The sequence below is a fragment of the Martinezella tropici genome (genome assembly GCF_008370325.1).
Lineage (GTDB): Bacteria > Pseudomonadota > Alphaproteobacteria > Rhizobiales > Rhizobiaceae > Rhizobium > Rhizobium tropici_B.
The window spans coordinates 414820-434956 of sequence record NZ_VNIP01000004.1 but is presented as its reverse complement, the minus strand read 5'-3'; the positions used below and the strand labels follow the sequence as shown (position 1 = coordinate 434956).

At 58.8% G+C, this 20137-nt stretch carries 20 protein-coding genes and 2 pseudogenes; 14 read left to right on the top strand and 8 right to left on the bottom strand.

The window, feature by feature from the left end; all coding sequences use genetic code 11:
• The first annotated feature begins 4 nt into the window (after positions 1-4).
• The 10 genes and pseudogenes from FP026_RS07790 to FP026_RS07745 all read left to right on the top strand — a co-directional run bounded on the left by FP026_RS07790 (position 5) and on the right by FP026_RS07745 (position 8682).
• Complete coding sequence (locus tag FP026_RS07790; protein WP_149634037.1) at positions 5-2461, top strand: conjugal transfer protein TrbE; 2457 nt, start codon at positions 5-7, stop codon at positions 2459-2461.
• Positions 2433-3236, top strand: a complete 804-nt coding sequence (gene trbJ, locus FP026_RS07785) for a P-type conjugative transfer protein TrbJ (RefSeq protein WP_149634036.1) — start codon at positions 2433-2435, stop codon at positions 3234-3236. Before FP026_RS07790 ends, trbJ begins: the two co-directional genes overlap by 29 nt.
• Before the next feature lie 56 nt (positions 3237-3292).
• A complete protein-coding gene (trbK, locus tag FP026_RS07780) occupies positions 3293-3430 on the top strand; it encodes an entry exclusion protein TrbK (protein ID WP_348642309.1) in 138 nt (45 codons plus the stop codon).
• Complete coding sequence (gene trbL, locus FP026_RS07775) at positions 3424-4599, top strand: P-type conjugative transfer protein TrbL (RefSeq protein ID WP_149634034.1); 1176 nt, start codon at positions 3424-3426, stop codon at positions 4597-4599. Before trbK ends, trbL begins: the two co-directional genes overlap by 7 nt.
• 23 nt (positions 4600-4622) lie before the next feature.
• Positions 4623-5285: a conjugal transfer protein TrbF gene (locus FP026_RS07770; RefSeq protein WP_149634033.1), complete on the top strand. Its 663-nt coding sequence runs from the start codon at positions 4623-4625 to the stop codon at positions 5283-5285.
• Positions 5286-5300: 15 nt separating this feature from the next.
• Entirely contained in the window at positions 5301-6113 is an 813-nt protein-coding gene (trbG, locus tag FP026_RS07765; RefSeq protein WP_149634032.1) for a P-type conjugative transfer protein TrbG, read from the top strand.
• 3 nt (positions 6114-6116) lie between these two features.
• Entirely contained in the window at positions 6117-6563 is a 447-nt protein-coding gene (trbH, locus tag FP026_RS07760) for a conjugal transfer protein TrbH (protein WP_149634031.1), read from the top strand.
• Positions 6563-7858, top strand: coding sequence for an IncP-type conjugal transfer protein TrbI (gene trbI / locus FP026_RS07755; RefSeq protein WP_149634030.1), 1296 nt, complete (start codon positions 6563-6565; stop codon positions 7856-7858). The genes trbH and trbI overlap by 1 nt, the downstream gene beginning before the upstream one ends.
• Before the next feature lie 180 nt (positions 7859-8038).
• A pseudogene (locus FP026_RS07750) lies at positions 8039-8179 on the top strand (antitoxin Xre/MbcA/ParS toxin-binding domain-containing protein); the annotation flags it as partial.
• Positions 8176-8682, top strand: a complete 507-nt coding sequence (locus tag FP026_RS07745) for an RES family NAD+ phosphorylase (protein WP_149634029.1) — start codon at positions 8176-8178, stop codon at positions 8680-8682. The pseudogene FP026_RS07750 and the gene FP026_RS07745, both read left to right, overlap by 4 nt.
• Positions 8683-8950: 268 nt before the next feature.
• Here the strand turns inward: FP026_RS07745 and pepT are convergent, their stop codons facing one another.
• Together pepT and FP026_RS07735 are read right to left on the bottom strand one after the other, a co-directional pair.
• Positions 8951-10201 (bottom strand): peptidase T, encoded by a 1251-nt coding sequence (gene pepT / locus FP026_RS07740; RefSeq protein WP_149634028.1) that lies wholly within the window; start codon positions 10199-10201, stop codon positions 8951-8953.
• Between the two features lie 93 nt (positions 10202-10294).
• Complete coding sequence (locus FP026_RS07735; RefSeq protein WP_246665288.1) at positions 10295-11476, bottom strand: CapA family protein; 1182 nt, start codon at positions 11474-11476, stop codon at positions 10295-10297.
• On the opposite strand from FP026_RS07735, the gene FP026_RS30530 reads away from it, so the two are divergent.
• On the top strand, positions 11375-11608 hold the full coding sequence (locus FP026_RS30530) for a hypothetical protein (protein WP_246665292.1): 234 nt from the start codon (positions 11375-11377) through the stop codon (positions 11606-11608). The genes FP026_RS07735 and FP026_RS30530 overlap by 102 nt on opposite strands.
• A gap of 13 nt (positions 11609-11621) precedes the next feature.
• Here the strand turns inward: FP026_RS30530 and FP026_RS07730 are convergent, their stop codons facing one another.
• The 5 genes and pseudogenes from FP026_RS07730 to FP026_RS07710 all read right to left on the bottom strand — a co-directional run bounded on the left by FP026_RS07730 (position 11622) and on the right by FP026_RS07710 (position 17617).
• On the bottom strand, positions 11622-13292 hold the full coding sequence (locus tag FP026_RS07730; RefSeq protein WP_149634026.1) for a dipeptide ABC transporter ATP-binding protein: 1671 nt from the start codon (positions 13290-13292) through the stop codon (positions 11622-11624).
• A complete protein-coding gene (locus FP026_RS07725; RefSeq protein ID WP_149634025.1) occupies positions 13289-14164 on the bottom strand; it encodes an ABC transporter permease in 876 nt (291 codons plus the stop codon). Before FP026_RS07725 ends, FP026_RS07730 begins: the two co-directional genes overlap by 4 nt.
• Positions 14165-14175: 11 nt before the next feature.
• A complete protein-coding gene (locus tag FP026_RS07720) occupies positions 14176-15153 on the bottom strand; it encodes an ABC transporter permease (protein WP_149634024.1) in 978 nt (325 codons plus the stop codon).
• A gap of 6 nt (positions 15154-15159) precedes the next feature.
• A pseudogene (locus FP026_RS07715) lies at positions 15160-16748 on the bottom strand (ABC transporter substrate-binding protein).
• Between the two features lie 293 nt (positions 16749-17041).
• Complete coding sequence (locus FP026_RS07710) at positions 17042-17617, bottom strand: hypothetical protein (protein WP_149634023.1); 576 nt, start codon at positions 17615-17617, stop codon at positions 17042-17044.
• Positions 17618-17742: 125 nt separating this feature from the next.
• On the opposite strand from FP026_RS07710, the gene FP026_RS07705 reads away from it, so the two are divergent.
• Together FP026_RS07705 and FP026_RS07700 are read left to right on the top strand one after the other, a co-directional pair.
• Positions 17743-17991, top strand: coding sequence for a helix-turn-helix transcriptional regulator (locus FP026_RS07705; protein WP_149634120.1), 249 nt, complete (start codon positions 17743-17745; stop codon positions 17989-17991).
• A gap of 84 nt (positions 17992-18075) precedes the next feature.
• Entirely contained in the window at positions 18076-18516 is a 441-nt protein-coding gene (locus FP026_RS07700) for a hypothetical protein (protein ID WP_149634022.1), read from the top strand.
• Positions 18517-19135: 619 nt separating this feature from the next.
• Here the strand turns inward: FP026_RS07700 and FP026_RS07695 are convergent.
• A complete protein-coding gene (locus tag FP026_RS07695) occupies positions 19136-19402 on the bottom strand; it encodes a hypothetical protein (protein WP_149634021.1) in 267 nt (88 codons plus the stop codon).
• Positions 19403-19674: 272 nt separating this feature from the next.
• Here FP026_RS07695 and FP026_RS07690 point away from each other — a divergent pair, with 272 nt between their 5' ends.
• Positions 19675-19956 carry a hypothetical protein gene (locus FP026_RS07690; protein WP_149634020.1) on the top strand — a complete coding sequence of 94 codons (282 nt, stop codon included), beginning with the start codon at positions 19675-19677 and terminating at the stop codon, positions 19954-19956.
• Positions 19957-20137: the final 181 nt, after the last annotated feature.

Here is a 20137-nt window from a genome sequence, read left to right as displayed (position 1 = left end):
TTGCGTGGTCGCTCTTAAACGCTTCCGAACCACCGGGCCATCCTTCGCCGATCTCGTCCCCTATGCCGGCCTGGTCGACAATGGCGTGCTCCTGCTGAAGGACGGAAGTCTGATGGCCGGCTGGTATTTTGCCGGTCCAGATTCCGAAAGTGCCACTGATCTCGAACGCAACGAGTTGTCGCGGCACATCAACGCGATTCTGTCACGGCTTGGAAGCGGTTGGATGATCCAGATCGAGGCCGTCCGTATTCCGACATTCGACTATCCGTCGGAAGATCGCTGCCATTTCCCTGATCCCGTGACGCGCGCGATCGACGCGGAGCGCCGGGCGCATTTCGTGCGCGAACGAGGACATTTCGAGAGCAAGCACGCGCTGATCCTCACCCATCGGCCGCTCGAATCCAAAAAGACGGCTCTGAGCAAATACATCTACTCCGATGAGGAAAGCCGCAAGAAGACCTATGCCGACACGGTGCTCTTCATTTTCAAGAACGCCATCCGCGAAATCGAGCAATATTTCGCGAACACCCTTTCGATCCGACGGATGGAAACGCGGCAGGCCGCCGAGAGAGGAGGGGAGCGGATCGTTCGCTATGACGAGTTGCTCCAATTCGTCCGGTTCTGCATCACAGGCGAGAGCCACCCGATCCGGCTCCCGGACGCTCCGATGTATCTGGACTGGATCGCGACCGCTGAACTCGAACATGGGTTGACACCCAAGATCGAGAACCGCTTTCTCGGTGTCGTCGCTATCGATGGGCTCCCGGCCGAGAGCTGGCCGGGCATCCTCAATAGCCTTGATCTGATGCCGCTTACCTATCGCTGGTCATCACGCTTCATTTTCCTCGACGCGGAAGAAGCACGCCAAAAGCTGGAACGCACCCGCAAGAAATGGCAGCAAAAGGTTCGCCCGTTTTTCGACCAGCTTTTCCAGACGCAAAGCCGGTCGGTCGATCAAGACGCCATGACCATGGTGGCGGAGACCGAAGATGCTATCGCGCAGGCTTCGTCGCAGCTTGTCGCCTATGGCTACTATACGCCCGTCATCGTGCTCTTCGACGGCGATCGCGAAGCGCTGCAGGACAAAGCCGAAGCAATCCGCCGGCTAATCCAGGCTGAAGGATTCGGAGCACGGATCGAAACACTCAACGCGACCGATGCCTATCTCGGCAGTCTGCCAGGCAATTGGTACGCCAATGTCCGCGAGCCATTGATCAACACCAGCAACCTCGCGGACCTAGTCCCACTCAACTCGGTGTGGTCCGGAAGCCCAGTCGCACCTTGCCCGTTTTATCCTCTCAATTCTCCACCGCTGCTTCAGGTCGCGAGCGGCTCCACGCCGTTTCGTCTCAACCTGCATGTCGATGACGTCGGCCACACTTTGATCTTTGGGCCAACCGGTTCAGGCAAGTCGACACTTCTCGCACTGATCGCGGCACAGTTTCGACGCTATGAAGGTGCCCAAATCTTCGCTTTCGACAAAGGTAGCTCGCTCCTGCCGCTGACACTGGCCGCCGGCGGCGATCATTACGAGATTGGCGGCGACAGTGCGGAGGATGGAAAGACTTTGGCTTTCTGCCCACTGTCGCAACTCGAAAGCGATGCGGACCGGGCTTGGGCAACGGAATGGATCGAGATGCTGGTCGCGCTACAGGGCGTCACCATCACCCCTGACCACCGCAACGCCATTTCGCGCCAGGTCACCCTCATGGCCAAAGCTCCCGGACGCTCGCTGTCGGATTTTGTGAGTGGCGTGCAGATGCGTGCGATCAAGGACGCACTCCACCATTACACGGTTGATGGGCCGATGGGCCACCTTCTCGATGCTGAAGAGGACGGCTTAACGCTCGGTGCCTTCCAGACCTTCGAGGTCGAGCAGTTGATGAACATGGGTGAGCGCAATCTCGTGCCCGTGCTCAGCTATCTATTCCGCCGCATCGAGAAGCGCCTCGATGGCTCGCCGAGCCTGATCGTGCTGGATGAAGCCTGGTTGATGCTCGGTCACCCAGTCTTCCGAGCCAAGATCCGTGAATGGCTGAAGGTGCTTCGCAAGGCCAATTGCGCCGTCGTGCTTGCCACGCAATCGATTTCGGACGCCGAGCGCTCCGGCATCATCGATGTCCTGAAGGAATCCTGCCCGACAAAGATCTGCCTTCCGAACGGCGCCGCGCGCGAGTCCGGGACGCGCGAGTTCTATGAACGAATTGGGTTCAACGAGCGCCAGATCGAGATCGTTTCGAACGCCATTCCCAAGCGCGAATATTATGTCGTCACCCCTGAAGGCCGGCGGCTTTTCGACATGGCGCTTGGCCCGATGGCGCTCAGCTTCGTCGGGGCGTCAGGCAAGGAAGACTTGAAGCGCATCCGTGCGCTCCATGCCGAACATGGCCGCACCTGGCCGATCCAATGGCTTCAGATGAGAGGAGTTCACGATGCCGCATCGCTACTCAACTTCGCATAGATTTCTCACCGGCCTGACGGCCGCGGCCTTGGCGACTGGCGGCATTGCGTCCGCCAATGCGGGCACCGCAACGGGCGCGGCGACCGAATGGACGCAGGTGCTCAACAATGGCGAGCTGGTCGCGTTAGTGGGAAAATCCGGCGAGCAGATCCAAAACCAGCTCACGCAGATCAGCCAGCTTGCGCAGCAGATCGAAACACAACTGAATATCTACCAGAACCTACTGCAGAACACGGCCAGGCTCCCGTCACACATGTGGGGGCAGGTCGAGAGTGATCTCAACCAGCTCCGCGGCATCATCAATCAGGGCCAGAGCATTTCGTTCTCCATGGGCAACGCAGATGACCTGCTGCAACAGCGGTTTCAGAGCTATGCAACCTTGAAGACCAGCCTGCCGAGCAATGAAACGTTTTCCACTACCTACCAAACCTGGTCGGACACCAACCGCGACACGATCGCCAGTACGTTGAAAGCGGCAAGCCTCACGGCCGATCAGTTCGAAAGTGAGGAATCGACAATGTCCTCCTTACGGTCAATGTCCGAAACGGCCGATGGGCAGATGAAGGCTCTGCAGGTGGGCCATGAGATCGCCGCCCAGCAGGTGGCGCAGATGCAGAAGCTTCGCGGTCTCGTCTCACAGCAGATGACCATGATGGGAACCTGGCTGCAGACGGAGCAGACCAACAAGGACTTGGCACAGGCGCGGCGCGAAAAGTTCTTCAATGCCGAGGTCAAGACCATTCCTGAGGGTCAAAAAATGGAGCCCCGTTGGTGAGTCGCGATCTCTTCGTAACCGTGGTCGTATCTGTTGCCGTCTCGTTTGCCGCGACAATGCTGATCATCAACTTCAGAGACAGCTGCAAGCCTGCGCTCACCAAGGAACAGCAGGCGGCACGGGAAAGGTTCTTCGGCCCGAGCAACGAGCTCCCCCCAATCAAGAAGGGCCAGGAGATGCGACCGAGATGGTGAGGATTACACTTGCGCAGCCGCTTCTGATTGCAGGGCTTGTTTGTATCACCTTCACCGCGCCTGCTTTCGCGCAGGAGGGACACATTCTGACCGAACTGGAGAACCAGGTCTCGACCGCCGCCAAAGAATGGGAAACCACCATCATGGAGGCGGCTAAATCGCTGTTCTGGATCCTGGCCACGATCGAGATCGGTATAGCCGCCGTCTGGCTCGCAATTCAGGCTGCCTCTCTCGATAGCTGGTTCGCCGAACTAGTCCGGCGGATCATGTTCATCGGTTTTTTTGCTTTCGTTCTCACCCAAGGTCCGACCTTCGCGCGAGCGGTGGTCGACAGTCTTTTCCATATCGGCGCTGGCGGTGGCTCAGCGTCGCCCGCCGAAATCTTCGACGCGGGCATTCGGGTAGCATCGCAGATGTCGCAGCAAGTGAAATTCGGCCTGTTTGAGGACAATGCGCTGGCAATTGCGGCGGTGCTGGCGATGGGTGTTGTCGTCATCTGCTTTTCGCTGGTGGCCGCGATTTTTGTGTCGGTCATGGTTGAGATGTATGTCGGCCTGCTCGCCGGCATGATCATGCTTGGGCTTGGTGGTTCATCCTTTACGAAAGACTTCGCTATCCGCTATCTCGTCTATGCCTTCGGCGTCGGTATGAAACTGATGGCATTGGTGATGATCGCCAGGATCGGGTCACAAGCCCTTCTCGGTCTTGCGAATGCTCCGGTCGAGTCTTCAGAGCAATTTGTGACAACATTGGCGATCGCCGGCATGTCCGTCGTTGTTTTCATTATCGCGATATATGTGCCGAGCATTATTCAAGGCGTTGTCCAGGGAGCATCTGTTTCGGGAGGCATGGAGACGATCCGCCATGGTGGGCAGGCAGCATCTTTTGCAGCAGGTGCAGGGTTTCTCGCGGCTGGTGCCGCCGGAACAGGTCTCGCCATAGCGCAAGCGAATAGAGCCGCAGGTTCATCCGTTGCCGCTGCAGCGCTCCGAGGCATGGGCGCCGGCATCGGTTCCGCCGGGAAAGCCGCAGGTTCTGCGGCACGCGAGAAAGCGATCGGTTCGCCCGGCGCATATGCAGGCTCGATCCTCGGGCTCGCCAACGCCAAGCTGGATCAGAGCCGTGGCGGGCATGGCGGGCCGAACTCGCCCCCCGAACGCAAAGACTAACAGCAATCAGAAAGTGATGATCGATGGCAGCGAACCGCGCCCCCGAAAACCCCTATCTTGCCGCACGGCAGGAATGGTCGGAACGATACGGATCTTATGTCAAGGCGGCAGCCGCTTGGCGCATCGTCGGCATTCTGGGCCTCACCATGGCGGTCATCGGCTTCGGATATTCGATGTATCTCAGCACCCAGGTCAAGCTCGTGCCCTACATCGTCCAGGTCGACAAGCTCGGCACGGCGGTCACCGCCGGCTTCCCCGAACAGATCGAATATGCCGATGCGCGGGTGGTGCGGGCGACGCTCGGCAATTTCATCATCAGCTTCCGTTCGATTACACCGGATGCCGTAGTGCAAAAGCAATATATCGACCGGACATATGCCCTGCTTCGCACCTCCGATCCGTCGACGGAGAAGGTCAACGCCTGGTTCCGCGGCAATTCGCCGTTCGAGAAGGCAAAGACCGCAACGGTCGCCATCGAGGTCAACAACATCGTGGCTCTCTCGAACCAGACCTATCAGATCGACTGGACCGAATACGAACGTGACCGCAAGGGCAAGGAAACGGGCACACGGCGATTTCGCGGGATTGCGACGGTCGCACTGACAGCGCCGCAGGACGAGGCCACGATCCGCCTCAATCCGATTGGTCTTTATGTCCGGGACTTCGACTGGACGGCACAGCTTTAAGGCAGGGGGTTTTCAATGCATAAAATTCGGTTGGTCGCTGCCGCCGGCTGCATGGCCGGACTCTTCTTCGTGAGTGGTGCCCACGCTCAAAACATGACATCGAACGAGGCCAAAGGTACCAGGCTGTCGGGCAAGTGGCGCGGATCGCCTGGCCTGGTGACCACCGGACCGGACGGAAAGGTCATTTTCCTGTTCGGTGAAACGCAGCCCTCCGTCGTCTGCTCACCGTTGCAGGTTTGCGACATCGAGCTGCAGGGTGGAGAGATCGTCCGCGACGTCCTGGTCGGCGACACGGTTCGCTGGAAGGTCGAGCCAGCGACTTCGGGTGCGACCGGTGGGCAAGCGATCCACCTGATCGTCAAGCCATCGGAGCCCGGTCTCATCACCTCGATGGTGGTGACGACGTCGCGACGCACATATCACATCCAGCTCAAGTCCCATGCGAGCCAGTATATGGCGCGGGTCGGTTTCGAGTATCCGGAGGACGTTTCGACCAAGCTCGCCGATATCAATTCCCGCCTCGAGACCGGCGGAATTGCCGGGACGACATCCGACAAGCTGAACTTTTCATATTCGCTCAGTGGCAGCGCGCCCTGGAAGCCAACGCGAGTCTATTCGGACGGCGTCAAGACCTACGTTCAGTTTCCGAAGTCGATCTCCGCACAGGATGCACCGGTGCTGTTCGTCGTCTCCGGCGGCCAGAACCGTATCGTCAACTATCGAATGAAGAACGATATGATGATCATCGACTACGCGGTGGACAAGGCGATCCTCCTTTCCGGCGTCGGCTGGCGCCAGCAGAAGATCACCATCCGGCGGGGAGGCTGATCAATGCGGACGCTTTTCCCCTTGGTCATCGCCGCCCTTCTTTTGGGATGCCAGACACCGGACGATGCGTCGACCAGTAGCCCCGCACCGGTTTCTATGACCGGCCCCGCCGTGAGCGCAATCGCCGGCGATATGGCAAGCCGGCTTTCCGAGCAAATCGGCCCCGCCAATTCCGTTACCATCAAGATGAACAACGACAAGTCTGATTTCGCGACTGCGCTCGAGGCCGCCCTCAAAGGCTGGGGCTACGCAGTGATCACTGACGGGAAAGTCGGCAAGGACGTCAAGCTGGTCGAACTCACTTATTCGGTGGATGGCGTTGATGGCCAGGTGCTCGCCCGACTGTCGACGTCTTCAATCGCTCTCACTCGGGTCTACACCGCGTCCACCACAGGCGCCGTGCCTGCGAGCCCCCTGTCGATCATGCAGCCCACTGACGGGAGGATATGATGGTCCAATCGCTCCAACTTGGTGCGTCCGCTGAGGCCGATGCTGAGAAGGGCATGCGTCGGCTCAATCGATTGCCGATCATCGTCGCCATCATCGTCATCGCGCTCTTCATCGCCTTTGTCGTCATCGGCTTGTCATGGCGAGGGATCTCCTTCAATCGTGACAACGGCATAGAAGGCGCCTCCAACACCCCTGCCACAAGTTTCGGCGACCAGCTCAAGCGCGGCGTGACCGACGGAATTATTGGCGAGCCGGCGGAGCGGGAGAGTTTCCAGCCAACGCCTGCCACGGAGCAAAAGATCGAGAAGCAGGAACCCGTCATCGATCGCCGGTCGACAGAGCAGCCAGATCGGCAACCGAGTCTGGAGTCCGGTGCGGAATGGAAGGCTCGGCTGAAGCAGGAGCAGGACGAGCAGTATATTCGCGAAGCCCAGCGCCAGCGGATGGCACGCCTCCAGGCGCAGGCCACCGCACTCGATTCGCCTTTGAAGGTCGATATTTCCGATGTCGAGAAGACGGAAAACGCCACCGACAGCAGTCGGCAGAATTCAACGGCAGCACCGAACAGTGCATCTGACCTCTATGCGACCGCCATGAAATCCGGCCTCATGGGGCAGAACGTCGATCAAAATGGGCAGACGTCGAAAGAGGACTTCCTCAATCAGGATATCAAGGCTCTTGGCTATCTGCCGAATAAGATCGTGCCGCAGATGTCGCCCTATGAACTGAAGCGAGGATCGATCATTCCCGCCACTTTGATCACCGGCCTCAACTCCGATCTTCCCGGGCGTATCACCGCGCAGATCAGCCAGAACGTCTATGACAGCGCAACCGGGTATCGTCTGCTCGTCCCGCAAGGCGCCAAGCTATTCGGCCGATACGATTCCAAGGTTTCGTTTGGGCAGGAGCGCGTGCTGGTCGTATGGACCGACCTCATTTTCCCAAACGGATCGACCCTCCAGATCGGTGGCATGGCAGGCACGGACGCCGAAGGTTATGGCGGCTTTGCTGACAAGGTCGACCGGCACCTCTGGCGCAGCTTCGGATCGGCCGCGTTGATCGCGTTGATCGGAACAGGGATCGACATGTCGATGCCACAGAGCTCGACGCTTGAGACGCAGGAAACCGCGTCCGACGCCGCCAGACGAAATTTCGCGGAAAGCTTCGGCCGTGTGGCGGAGCAGACGATCTCGAAGAACCTCAACGTTCAGCCGACAATCCAAATCCGGCCGGGCTATAAATTCAACGTCTTGGTGGACCAGGATATAGTCTTCCCGGCTGCCTATCGGGGGTAGAAGCAGCTTCGACAATCCGCCAGCGCTTCCGTCCGTATCTCATGTCCATAGGCATATCGCGACCCGCCCACCCATAGCCTGAATAACCTGGGGCGACGTCGTGGGTGCATTTGGCATAGATCATCGCCGCTAGATTTGAAATCCATTACGACAGATGACGCAGGAGAATGATCATGGCCTCAGGCGGAAGCCGAGCAATGGCTGGGGCGGCCTGCGGTCGGGCTTGCTCAGCGCTGCCCAATCGATCTCCTCGGAACGCCCGCCGGCGTCGAGCTGGTCGAAGATCATCTTGGTCGTCTTGAGTACGGTGTCTATGCATGACCCTTCTGCCGATTGTGCTCGGCGGGGTCGAGTTGATCGCGTGGCGGCTGGACCAGGCCGTCCACGCGTCGACATGGGACAGCGGAGAAGGTGCTTATCGGGTTGGTGGTCGCTGGAACAGTAAGGGGACACGTGCGGTCTATTGCTCTCTCGACCCCGCGACAGCGATCCTCGAGATCGCGGTCCATAAGGGGTTTCGCGCTCTGGATATCGTGGCGCATAAAATGACTGCCGCCGTCGTCACGGATACGAGTGATGTTCATGCCGTCGATCCGGCAAGCGTGCCAAATCCCAATTGGTTGCGTCCTGGCATTCCCGGCGCAGGACAGCGAGCCTTCGGCGACGATCTGCTTCGACGCCACCAATTTGTGGCAATTCCGAGCTCGGTCTCGCCACATAGCTGGAATCTGATCTTTCTCGCGGGCGGCGCGACAGGCGCCTATTCGCTGAAATTTCAGGAAACTTTTGCCTTGGACACGCGGCTGCATCCACCAACGACCTGAAGTCATGCGATTTAGCGGCCATGTCGCGAACCATTCGATTTGCTATATGCGCCTCCCCAACGGTATGTGATAAGTAGGCCGCCCATCCGGTGCATCACCGTTGCACTAATTTGATGATTTTGAATTCCACTAAATCCGTGCACTTTAGTTCGGCGTTTATCCGGATATGGATCTTCGAGAGATTTTCGTGTGGAACCCTCTGCGCCGCGTCATTCCCGCAGGAAGAGCAGACGGCAGGCGATGTGCCGTAATTATCCGGCAAATCGCTCTATTCCCAATCTCGCCGTGTGGTCGCTGCGCAGGCAGCCAACTGACATATCCTTAAGGCAACATCCAGCGATCTTTCGAAGGCCTTTATGGGTAGAAACTCGAACCTGGAATGAAAATTGTGTGCCCCGGTAAAGAAGTTCGGCGTTGGTATCCCTCGGGCGGAAAGCACGGCGCCATCGGTGCCTCCACGCATGGGCAAGAGCTTCTTTTCGATCCGGAGATCTCGGAGAGCCTGGAGCAGAAAAGCCGTGGCGCGAACATCGTCGGAAAGACTGCTGCCGATATTTTGATAGGTCTCGGTCAAATGGCAGCGAACATCGCCACTCGGATACCGCGATCTAATCAGATCCGCGACCTCGACGATCCGGCGTTTGCGCTCATTGAAGCCGATCTCGTCAAAATCCCGGATCAGGGCGATCAATTTCGCTTCGCTGTCGTTCGCGACCAGATCCTTGAACCAGAGGAAGCCTTCACGACCTTGCGTGCGTTCGGGTGTGTCCCGACGGTCGAAGTGGGAAATAAAATCAATCGCCATCAACAGCGGATTCACGAGAGTATCCTTCGCGGACATCGGATGTGCACTGACACCGGTGAAGACAATTTCGCAGGATGCGGCATTGAAGGTCTCCAGCACCACTTCGCCAAGCTCGCAGCAGTCGATCGTATAGGCGAAATCACAGGGAAAGCGCGTAAGATCGAGCGCCTTGGCACCCCGCAACCCGATTTCCTCATCCGGCACGAAGGCGACGAAGATATCGCCGTGAGGGCCTTGCGCATCGATGCGGGCGAGAAGCGTCATGATGACCGCGATCGCTGCCTTGTTGTCCGCCCCCAGGACGCTGGTGCCGTCGCTGAAAATGATTTCCTCTCCGAGCCACCGGAGGATTTCCGGATGTTCGGCGACACGCAGCCAAATGTCTTCCCGAGCATTAAGGCAAAGGTCCGCGCCGTCGAACCGCAAGATTTGCGGCCGAACGACGGGAGAGAGACCGACATCGACCGTATCGAGATGGGCGATAAAGCCTACTCGCGGAGCATCTGGCCTGTGCCCACGCTTTACGCCCGTGACGATGGCATGCTCATCGACCTTGACGTCATCGACGCCGAGCATTCGCAACTCTTCAGCCAGCAAGACGGCGAGCTCGAGCTGCCCGGGCGAGGAGGGCAACGATCGGGAGCGGCTGATGCTTTGGCTTTCGATCGCGGTATATCGAAAAAACCGGCCGACAAGTTCCTGTCGAATTTCCATATCCATCTCCTAGTCCGCCGACGGTCAGCTACTCGGCGACCACTTGGAACCACGGTCGATCCTGGGGGGTCCCTTGTTGTGCCATCCCACCGGTTAGATCCGAACAACGCCGATACCCCCGGAAAACCCGACATCGACGCCGAAGCTGGCGGATTGTTCAGAAAACCGATGGAGGATTCTTTGGGCACTTTTTCCGGTTGCCAGATGTGGGGCCAGGCGACGCTCCAGCAAACTACCCCCGAGCTCGTCCTCACCTCCGATGATGACGGGATGAAGCGTAATGTCGACGAGCTTATTGTCTTCATCGAAAGAGCATAGGCCGACGATGCTCTCCCAGACCTCTGGTGCCGTCCAGGTCGACTTCTCCGAGCGCACATGGAAGATAAAATTGCCAAGGCTGTAGAAAATTGGCCGGCCGCGATAGATCTCCAGGGGCTGCAGAACCGGGGCGCCGTGACTGATGAACATCGCGGCACCAGAATCGATGCATTGTTTCGCGACGCCGCTGACCCATTCGGGAACCTGATACCAGTCGGAGGCCCAGTGATGATGATGCAGATAAGCAATAACCAGGGAGCCGTCCGAGGCCGCGGACGCGATCGCCGCCAGGTTCCTCGCCATATCAGCCTCATCGACCTTCACGCCACGGCCAAAGCCGCCGGACCTCGTGAACACCGTCCGCCCGATATTGATCTCGGAGTCTCCGGTCAGACGGCGAGGGTCGTCCGGCTGGCTGTCATTGGCAAGATCGATCGCCGTGTACCCAACCCTCTCCCGGATGATGCTGATCTGTCGGAAGGCGGCGGCATCCACCTGGATCACCTGCGACAGTCCAAGCCTGTTCACCCCCGGACGTTCGGGACGATTGTCATCCGCATCCGCCGCATACATGAAATCCGGACCAGGGCCGCCATCCATCGCGACAATGGCGATGCGCCGACCGCCGACCGTCCGGGTGCCCGGCCGCGAGACCTCTTGAGCGTTTCGGCCAAGGCCGGCATGGAGGAAACCTCGCTTTTCCACCTCCTCCAGCGTCGATAGCACGCCCGGAGGCCCAAGATCGAAGGCATGATTGTTCGAAAGCGAAAGTGCACCAAATCCGATGGACCGAAGAGCATCCAGAACGGTCGGCCCACTGCACCCGAAGAACGATCCCTTCAGAGGCCATCCTCCATGGCTTCCAAGGATCGTTCCCTCGAAGTTGGTGAACGAGAGATCCGCTTGGCGAAGCAGGGAGCGAACCTGCTCAAAGGCAGGACTGCGGATATCGCGGATGTCATGCTTTATGAGCGATTGGCCCGTTACGGCCAATGTGAACCTGTCATTCATGTGTCACCTTTCGTGGCGGCGACGGCCGCCAATTTCCGTAAACCAATGTTGAGGCGCGCGGCGACGCTCAGTCGATGAGGCTCATCGAAGCTCAAGCCGTGAAGCGGTGAGGCCGGGCGCCGATGAGCGCGCGCGTGTAGGGATTGTGGGATTTCGAAAAGATGAGGTCGCAAGGCCCGGCATCCTCCACCCGGCCATCCCTGAAGATGTAGAGGGAGCTGCAGAGCTGCTGCACGACGGCCAGATCATGGGAGATAAAGATCATCGTCATGTTCTGCTCGGCAATGGTATCCTTGAGGAGCTTGACGATTTCGGCCTGTACCGACACATCGAGAGCCGATGTCGGTTCGTCCGCCACTATGATTTGCGGCCTTGCCAGCAGCGCCCGCGCGATACAGACGCGTTGCTTCTGGCCGCCAGAGAGCTGATGCGGATATCGGCTGAGCAAGCTTCGGGCGAGACCAAGCCGATCGATCATGGTCGCCAGCTCGGCAGGATCCTCGCCGCGGCGTAAATCTCCGCCAAATCGGATGCTTTCGCGCAGCGTCTCGTCAATCGTCATCCTGGGATTGAGCGACATGGCGGGGTCCTGGAAGATCATTTGCACGCGACCGAGAAGACCGCTGCGCCGGCCGCTCTTCTCAACGTCGAACTCGCTTCCGCCGATGGTGATGCTGCCCGCCGCCGTATCCAAGCCAGCAATGATACGGCCAAGCGTCGTCTTGCCGCTCCCGCTCTCACCGACGATCCCTGTGATCGTGCCGTATCGCAATTGGATGTTGACGTCACGCAGCGCGAACTTCGGCTTGGTGCCGCCAAGGCTCCATGCGAAGCCTGCCGGCGAGAAGGTCTTCGAGAGACCTTTCGTGACGAGAAGCATATCCTGGCCGCTACTCGTCTCGGAGAAAGCGATCCGGCCACCATCATTGTCCGCATTCAGAGCCGCCGCGGAGATCCTCAGCCGCGGGACCGCCGCCAGCAGATGGCGCGTGTAGTCGTTCCGAGGGGTATCCAGGATAGCCGCGGTTTCATCCTGCTCGACCACCTGGCCCTTCCTCATGACGAGGACCCGGTCGGTGATTTCGGAGACAACGCCCATGTCATGCGTGACAAGGATGATCGAGACGCCCGTTTCGTCGACGAGGTTTCGAAGAAGCCCGAGTATCTGCTTCTGGACCGTGGCATCCAGCGCCGATGTCGGCTCGTCGGCGATGATGATGTCGGGAGAGCCCGCAAGCGCGATGGCTATGACTATTCTCTGCCTTTGGCCGCCGGAGAACTGATGCGGATAATTGCGATATCTGAGTTCCGGTTCGGGAATTCCGACGCGGACCAGGAGTTCGAGGGCACATGCATGAGCCTGGCGCCGCGAAAGAGATCCGTCGATCGCAAGGATTGTTTCCTCAACCTGCATTCCAACGCTCATCAGGGGATCGAGCGAGGACGTATGATCCTGAAAGATCGCCGATATCCGCCGCCCGCGAATGGTGTCCCGTTCGACCGCCGTCACAGTTTCGAACGACCGGCCGTCGAATTCGATCGTTCCGGATATCTGTTGGAATTCCGGCGCGAGCAGGCCGAGCACGGCATTGCCGAGCGTGGATTTTCCCGCTCCTGACTCGCCGATAATGCCAAGGATCTCGCCGCGTCCAAGCTCGAAGCTCACATTGCTCAGGATAGCTGCTGGCCCGGAGACGGAGAGGTGACGAAGGCCAAGGTTTCTCACCTGAAGCAGTGGTGCCTTCACGTTTTCTTCGCTCATGCCGCACGGCTCCTTGGGTCGAGGCGTCGGCGAACATCCTCGCCGACCAGATTGATGCTGGCGATCAGGCCAAACAGAGCAAGGCCGGGGAACAGGCTGATCCAGTATTGCCCGGTCATGAGATACTGGAATCCGTTCGCGACGGTGGAACCCAGGGACGGCTTGTCGATCGGAATGCCGAGGCCCAGGAACGACAGAGTTGCTTCGAGCGCGACGGCGTGACCGATCTCGATCGGTATCAGGGTCACGGCGGGGCCGATGCTATTCGGCAGCAGGTGGCGAAAGATAATCCGCGACGTCGGCATCCGCAGCAGCCGGGCCGCGTCCATATAGGGCTTGTGGGCCTCGCTCAAGGCGATGCCGCGCGCCAGCCTGGCATAGGTCGCCCATTGGGCAATGATCAGGGCCAGAATGATCCGGTCTATTCCAGGTCCAAGGGTAACGATGGCGATCAGCGCAATCAGGATCGTTGGGAGGCTGAGCTGCAAGTCGACCAGCCGCATGATCGCGACGTCGACCCACTTGCCGAAATAGGCCGCGCTGACTCCGGCCGTGAGCCCAATCAAGGCTGCGATAGCGGCACTCGTGACTGACACGACCAGACTGATGCGCAACCCATAGAGGATGCAGCTAAGGATATCCCTACCAAGTCCATCCGTCCCTAACAGGTAAAGATAGCCGCCACTCCCCTGCGTACCCGGTGGAGATGATGCCTCCCAACCGTAGACCTGCAGCGGATCATAGGGATTTTGCGGAGCGATCGCCGGCGCGGCGAGGGCGATCAGGATATAGGCGGTAAGCAGGATATTGGATGCGGTCAGGACTTGGCGCTGCGGACGCTTCTTCAACGCTTTCAGAATTTCTGCTTTCATGATGGATCACCTTAAGAAGACAGGCGCACGCGCGGGTCGAGCACGGCATGGAAGAGGTCGACAAGGGCGTTCAGCAGAACGAAGGCGACCGCGATGAAGGTCAGCGTCGCCACCACCACTGGTCGGTCGAGAAGCTGGATGGAATCGATCAGCAGCTTGCCGACGCCCGGCCACGCGAAAATCGATTCCACGACCACCGCGAAGGCGAGCATGCCGCCGAACTGCAGGCCGATGATCGTGACGATCGGCACGCTGATGTTCGGAAGCGTATGGCGGAGCAGTATCCTTCGCGGGGAAAGCCCCTTGGCGCGACAGAACCGGGTGAAGTCCAGGTTCTCGACCTCGATCGTGCCCGATCGCGACAGCCGTGCGATCAGCGCGATATTCGGTATCGCGAGGGCCAGAGCGGGAAGGGCGAGATGCCACAGGCCGTTTCCGGTGAACACGCTCCATTCCTCCCCAAGGACGGCCACGGTCGTCCCCCGACCGCCTGACGGGAACCAGCCAGTCAGAACGGCGCCGGTCAGAATCAGCATCATGCTCAGCCAGAACGAGGGAATGCTCAGCGCGAACACGCTCGATCGCAAGATAGCTTTGTCGAGCGAGGCGCCCTTCCTCCGGCCGGCCAGGAGCCCCACTCCTGTTCCGGCCGGAGCCGCGATGAGCATCGCGATACAAGCGAGCTCGAGCGTCGCGGGAAGCTTGCTCATGACCAGCGAGAAGGCCGGCAGATGATAGATGTATGACGTCCCGAAATCTCCGCGCACGATACTGTCGAGGAAGAGGAGATATTGGCGCCAGATCGGTTGATCCAGTCCGAGCGCAATGGTTGCACGCTGGATATCCTCCGGCGTGGCGGTTTCAATGTTGACGATGCTGAAGACCGGGTTGCCGACACTGTGGAGGCCGATGAAGCCGATCAGCGACATGGCGAGGAGGAGAAGGAGAGCTTGCGAAAGCCTTCCAAATGCGACTGAAACCAGGGCCATGATCGTCTACTCCGTCGCCGCGAGCGCTTGCATCGCTGTGGTCCAGCCGCGGGGATGCATCACATAGGAGACAACCCTAGGGCCGTAACCGACGATGTGGTGGAAGTGATAAAGAGGAATGATCGGCTGGTCGGCCATCACGAACTCTGTCGCCGCGGCGAGCGCCTTGTTCCGCTCCGGGCCGTCCTGGATGCTTTCCGCCCTTGCGAGCATCGCGTCGAATGCTTCGTTGCGATAGTGCCCGAAATTCAGGGCACCGGTCCGCGTCCAGGGCTTGGCGATGCCAGGAGAGCATCAAGGATGATATCGACCGCTTCGCCAGAAGCGCCGCCGTACCAGAGGGCATAGTCGCCGGCGGCCCGCTTGGTGTTGAAAACCGAAAACGGCGAGGCAACCGGCTGAACGCTTACACCGATGCGAGCCCAACTTTGCGCGACGGCCTGGAGACTCTCGGCGTCACCGGGATAACGGCCAACGGGTCCGGCGAGAACGACGTTGAAGCCGTTCGGAAAGCCAGCCTTCGCGAGAAGGGCCTTGGCTTCTTCATAGTTTGGAGCCTCAGGCTGCAGCTTTGCCGAGGTACCTGGCAGGCCATTCGGAAAGACCTGCACGGCAGCCGTTCCATAGCCGGAGAGAATCTTGTCGACCAGTATTCCCCGATCGGTCGCCATGGCGAGTGCGTGACGGACGGTGGGATCCCTGAACGGATTGGGGATTTGCTCGCCCGACTTGCTAGTCACGCCAGGAAGGGTGTCTTTTCCCACGTCGAACTGCAGGAAATTGATCCGGGCGGCGCCGACGCTGGCAATCCTGACGCCGCGACCTTTCAGGGTGGCCACGTCGCGCGCCGGAATGGCGTCCGCCACATCGACCTCGCCGGTAGTCAAGGCCGCCACTCGTGCGGCGGGACTTTCGATGACCCGAAAGGCGACCGCCGTCCAGGCGGGCTTGCCGCCCCAGTAGTCGTCATTCCTGGCGAGCTTCAGCGTCTCACCGGAACTCCAGCTCTCGAACTTGTAAGGTCCCGTACCGAGGGGACGCCCGGCATTGAGCTCGTCGGTTGTCAGAAACCCTTGCGCCGGGCGGTGCATCACGAAGATCGAGGAGAAGGACAGCGGCAGGTTCGGGAGATTGCCGTCCGTGTCGATGACCACGGTGAGGGGATCTTTTGCCGTAACCGACTTGATTCCGGACAGATAGGATCGAAAGCCGCCGCTTGGTGGCTTCAGGACATCGCGGATGCGTTCGATCGTATAGACGACGTCGTCCGCCGTGAAAGCCGAGCCGTCGTGAAAGCGGACATTGTCCCGAAGCTTGAACTCCCACTGCGTGTCGGAAACGGCGCGCCAGGAGACCGCAAGCTCGGGCCTGAGTTCAAGATGCTCATCCTGATAGACGAGCCGTTCGTAGATATGGGACAGCAACGAGGTATTCTCGTTGAGATTTGCGTAATGTGGATCGAGCGTCATCAGCTTGTACGACGTCGCGATCCGCAGCTCTTGAGCCTGCGCCGGCCCGGCCAGCACGTTCCAGGCCGCCAGCAGGATCAGCGGTGCAGACAGGATGAGCCGACGCAATGGATTTTCGAATTTCATCATGAAGTTCCCTTTTTTGATTTTTGGCGCGGCGCCGTCGCTGTGGAAGCGGTCCCGCTGCGCGCGTCTGTTGAGATGATTTCCTCACGGATCGCGCTGGCACCTTTTGGCTTCGCCGGTTCTTCCGATTGGCAACGCCAAAGCGCAATCACTCCGATTGCAAACGTCAGAGGTTTCCTGCGCCAAACCCTGGGAAGGCGAGCGGACAATCCAAGGCATATCCAAACGGAAAGTGATGGAAATCCTAAAGACGGATCCAAACCGTGAACGCGATCTTCGGCGGTCGCGTAGTGCTAAACACCGCGAAGCGCGCCGTGCATCGTCGCCTTGACCTGACGGCGTACGCTACCGCGAGACGATATTTCTGCGTCGATCTTCAGCAAATCGGCGATGACGGAACGGAGCTGTGGCCAAGGATACTCTTCGCTCGAAACGGAAGGTTGCCACTTGGCGAGCATGGCGTGGAGCTTCGCGGTCGCGCCGACGATCGATTCCGCTGGCGTATCCCACAGCATGTCGGCCACCTCGTCCTCCGAGGCAGCCACTCGTTCTTCTTCCTGGACCGCCTCACTATATCCGATCTCCCGGTCGGCGGCCTTCCAGGCCTCGGGCGTGTCGGATGGCGTGCCAACCATCGCGAGCAGTCTCTTTTCCAGCCCTTGCTGCCGCAGGCATGATTCGATCAATCGGTGCCGCGCCGCGCACCATTGACGCCAAATGACAAAGGCGAGATCGTCATTCTGGATATCCAATTGTCCCGTAAGCCGGGCGACAAGCCCAGGATGTGTGGGAAAAGACGCCGCCACGAAGGAATGGAGGTCTCCCTGCGTGACCCTAGGCAAAGTTCTGCTATTGTCGGAATCAGCCATGATCCGAGCTCCTGACAGCTTGGGTTGTGGTCAGGCTGAACTCGGTGGTGAAGACACCGTTTTCAGCCGTCATTGTCGTTTTCATATCATCTTGTCGTAAAGTCTTCAATGAGAAATCGAAAAAAATGAACGGAATAACCGGAGCTCAAATTCGGGCAGCCAGGGCGCTGCTCCGGTGGTCAGCAGAAGATCTTGCGAAAGCTGCAAGCATTGGTGTTACGACGATACGCCGCTCGGAATCGGAAGATGGGCAACCATCGATTACAGCAGCGAACCTCAAACTGATCAGAATCACCTTCGAGAATGCCGGTATTGAGTTCATTCCTGAAAATGGCGGCGGAGTTGGTGTTCGTTTCAAGAAGCCCGTGGCATAGACCGTCAAAAGCACGATCACCCCGAACACGCCACTCTAGCTGATCAATCGCCGGAGAGCTTCTCTCGCTTGCATGGAAAAGACGATGGTCCTGGCAAGGAGCGTTGAAGAGCAATTAGATGAACGTCACGCCGTAGCGCGTGCGGCATATCTCGATCGGGACATAGCCGCATATGGCGCGCTATTCTCACTCGACCTGGCTTATCAGCAGGTCGACGGCTCGGTGATCGGCCGCCAGCAGCTCCTGAGCGATGTTGCTCAGCAATTTCGCCGCCGCCATGACGCGACATGGCATTTCAATCGCGAGGATCTGAAAGTAGAGGCTGACGAAGTAATCGAAACCCTCGTGCAACTGGGCACGATCGAGGCAAGCGCATTCGGTCTCATTCATCGAAGCTGGACGCTTAACCGGAGTGCGGCTTATGTGTGGACCACGCTGAAGGGAGCCTGGACGATCAGGCGCGTGCAAGTCTTCTCCGAGCAGATCAGACACTCCGGCTGGCGGTTTGGATTCAGGCGTAGGTAGATGCGATATATGGCAACCGCCATCATGCGACAACGATAAGTGGCATCGAAGCGTCCGACGACGCATTTGATTGGGGGCAGCGCCGTCGGACTGCATTCCGCCGGATCGGGGGTGGCATCCAATCCGGCAGCAAGTAGGATGACACCTACCAGGGGTTTAGTGAAGCTGCCCACATGGGTGGTATCCGAGGCGTATAGCCATCACATGATTTGGCCGATTGGTACTAGCGCGACCATTGAAGTCAAAGCGGCCATTACTGTCACCAGCCACCGGGCCGGGACATGGCGCTGCGGTTACCACATGACGTTCCACCGCCGCACGGTCGTAAAGGAACAGCAGTTGCCCAGATATCGCGGCGCGGGCGTGTAATAAGATCCACCGCTTACCTGCATATCAAACTGCGCCGCCCAATTAACGTCCGAATTGCCTCAAACAGAACCGCCCTGCCGGGTGGGGCCAGGCAGGGCAGCAACAGGAGTACCGTTGAGAGCGCGAGTCGGGGTGAACTGGAGTTCAATAACTCGGGCAGCTCAATCTATCATTGCGTGACAGATTTGTGAATGCCACCATTCGCGTCTGGGGACGAACACGTGGAATCAGAACTATGTTCTCGCGCCGGCTACTCGCAAATGGTTTCGCGCACCACGACCCGATGATGATGGCGGTAGCCGTAGCGCCTCTCTGTCCAGCACCGGCGATGGTGCCTATAGCGCGGGCCGTCATAGTATCCGTCATCTGCGTAGGCGGGTCGATCGCGATAATAGCGCGGCGGCGCATCATAATCGTAGCGAGGCCCAACTCCATATTCAAAGTAGACCTGGGAGAATGCCGGCGACGCAGCCAAGGTCATTGTGAGCGCCAGCACTGCGATTACAATTCTTTTCATGTCTTTCCATTCCGATTTACATACAGCCGAGACGCGCTAACCTGCGCCTTAAATGTAGTATGCCATGCGCGCTGCTCATGAACATGGACCAAAGTCCCGACCGAGTAAGGACTTAGGCCTTAGAGCTCGTGAAAGCTCTCCTCGCTCATAGGAATGAGTAGACTCCTCGTTCTCAAAGCGTAAGATGAAGCATCGTCGCCAACCGAATAAGTAGGCGGTGGCGACTGAGGGGTTATACGTGCTCCCGCCTGCAAGACCGAGGAAGCGGTATTATGCCCTTTAGGAAATACGCATTTATTCCAGATGATCCTAATTTCCGCGAAGCCTTGGTGCTTTGGGCTCGCAAATTTGCCAAGTCCGAGGCGGTCGCAAAACGCCTTGCTCAGCGGACGATTGATGTGTTGTGCGACAATCCAAGCCTCCTCGACGGACGCGACATAAACGAAGCGATTTTTAAGCTTTTGCGTCGCCACGCGTTCGATGAAAACGAATTATCGTCTGGCCAAGGCTCTCAAGGTGACGGCGTCGTGTCCGAGAAAGAACCGACGTGGTGAAGCGAGCGGGCCGTTGCTTATTCGGCAGATAGCCCTGTCTCGGGGGGATTCCAATTGGATTTCTATATCGATCTCGGATGGTAACTGATTTTCGATGCAGAACTCGCATTTTTGATGAGCCTGCGGCCATCTTAATCGATATTCGAGGTAAGCGGACTTTCATCATTTTTCGACAAAGATA

What these genes read in the sequence shown, in the direction of transcription:
- FP026_RS07710 (WP_149634023.1), bottom strand. Translation starts at nt 17,617, where the DNA reads ATGGCTGATTCCGACAATAGCAGAACTTTGCCTAGGGTCACGCAGGGA.
- trbL (WP_149634034.1), top strand. Translation starts at nt 3,424, where the DNA reads ATGGTGAGGATTACACTTGCGCAGCCGCTTCTGATTGCAGGGCTTGTT.
- FP026_RS07745 (WP_149634029.1), top strand. Translation starts at nt 8,176, where the DNA reads ATGACCCTTCTGCCGATTGTGCTCGGCGGGGTCGAGTTGATCGCGTGG.
- trbJ (WP_149634036.1), top strand. Translation starts at nt 2,433, where the DNA reads ATGCCGCATCGCTACTCAACTTCGCATAGATTTCTCACCGGCCTGACG.
- FP026_RS07725 (WP_149634025.1), bottom strand. Translation starts at nt 14,164, where the DNA reads ATGAAAGCAGAAATTCTGAAAGCGTTGAAGAAGCGTCCGCAGCGCCAA.
- FP026_RS07690 (WP_149634020.1), top strand. Translation starts at nt 19,675, where the DNA reads ATGCCCTTTAGGAAATACGCATTTATTCCAGATGATCCTAATTTCCGC.
- FP026_RS30530 (WP_246665292.1), top strand. Translation starts at nt 11,375, where the DNA reads ATGGCTTCCAAGGATCGTTCCCTCGAAGTTGGTGAACGAGAGATCCGC.
- FP026_RS07705 (WP_149634120.1), top strand. Translation starts at nt 17,743, where the DNA reads ATGAACGGAATAACCGGAGCTCAAATTCGGGCAGCCAGGGCGCTGCTC.
- FP026_RS07730 (WP_149634026.1), bottom strand. Translation starts at nt 13,292, where the DNA reads ATGAGCGAAGAAAACGTGAAGGCACCACTGCTTCAGGTGAGAAACCTT.
- FP026_RS07720 (WP_149634024.1), bottom strand. Translation starts at nt 15,153, where the DNA reads ATGGCCCTGGTTTCAGTCGCATTTGGAAGGCTTTCGCAAGCTCTCCTT.
- FP026_RS07770 (WP_149634033.1), top strand. Translation starts at nt 4,623, where the DNA reads ATGGCAGCGAACCGCGCCCCCGAAAACCCCTATCTTGCCGCACGGCAG.
- trbH (WP_149634031.1), top strand. Translation starts at nt 6,117, where the DNA reads ATGCGGACGCTTTTCCCCTTGGTCATCGCCGCCCTTCTTTTGGGATGC.
- trbG (WP_149634032.1), top strand. Translation starts at nt 5,301, where the DNA reads ATGCATAAAATTCGGTTGGTCGCTGCCGCCGGCTGCATGGCCGGACTC.
- FP026_RS07695 (WP_149634021.1), bottom strand. Translation starts at nt 19,402, where the DNA reads ATGAAAAGAATTGTAATCGCAGTGCTGGCGCTCACAATGACCTTGGCT.
- pepT (WP_149634028.1), bottom strand. Translation starts at nt 10,201, where the DNA reads ATGGAAATTCGACAGGAACTTGTCGGCCGGTTTTTTCGATATACCGCG.
- trbI (WP_149634030.1), top strand. Translation starts at nt 6,563, where the DNA reads ATGGTCCAATCGCTCCAACTTGGTGCGTCCGCTGAGGCCGATGCTGAG.
- FP026_RS07700 (WP_149634022.1), top strand. Translation starts at nt 18,076, where the DNA reads ATGGTCCTGGCAAGGAGCGTTGAAGAGCAATTAGATGAACGTCACGCC.
- trbK (WP_348642309.1), top strand. Translation starts at nt 3,293, where the DNA reads ATGCTGATCATCAACTTCAGAGACAGCTGCAAGCCTGCGCTCACCAAG.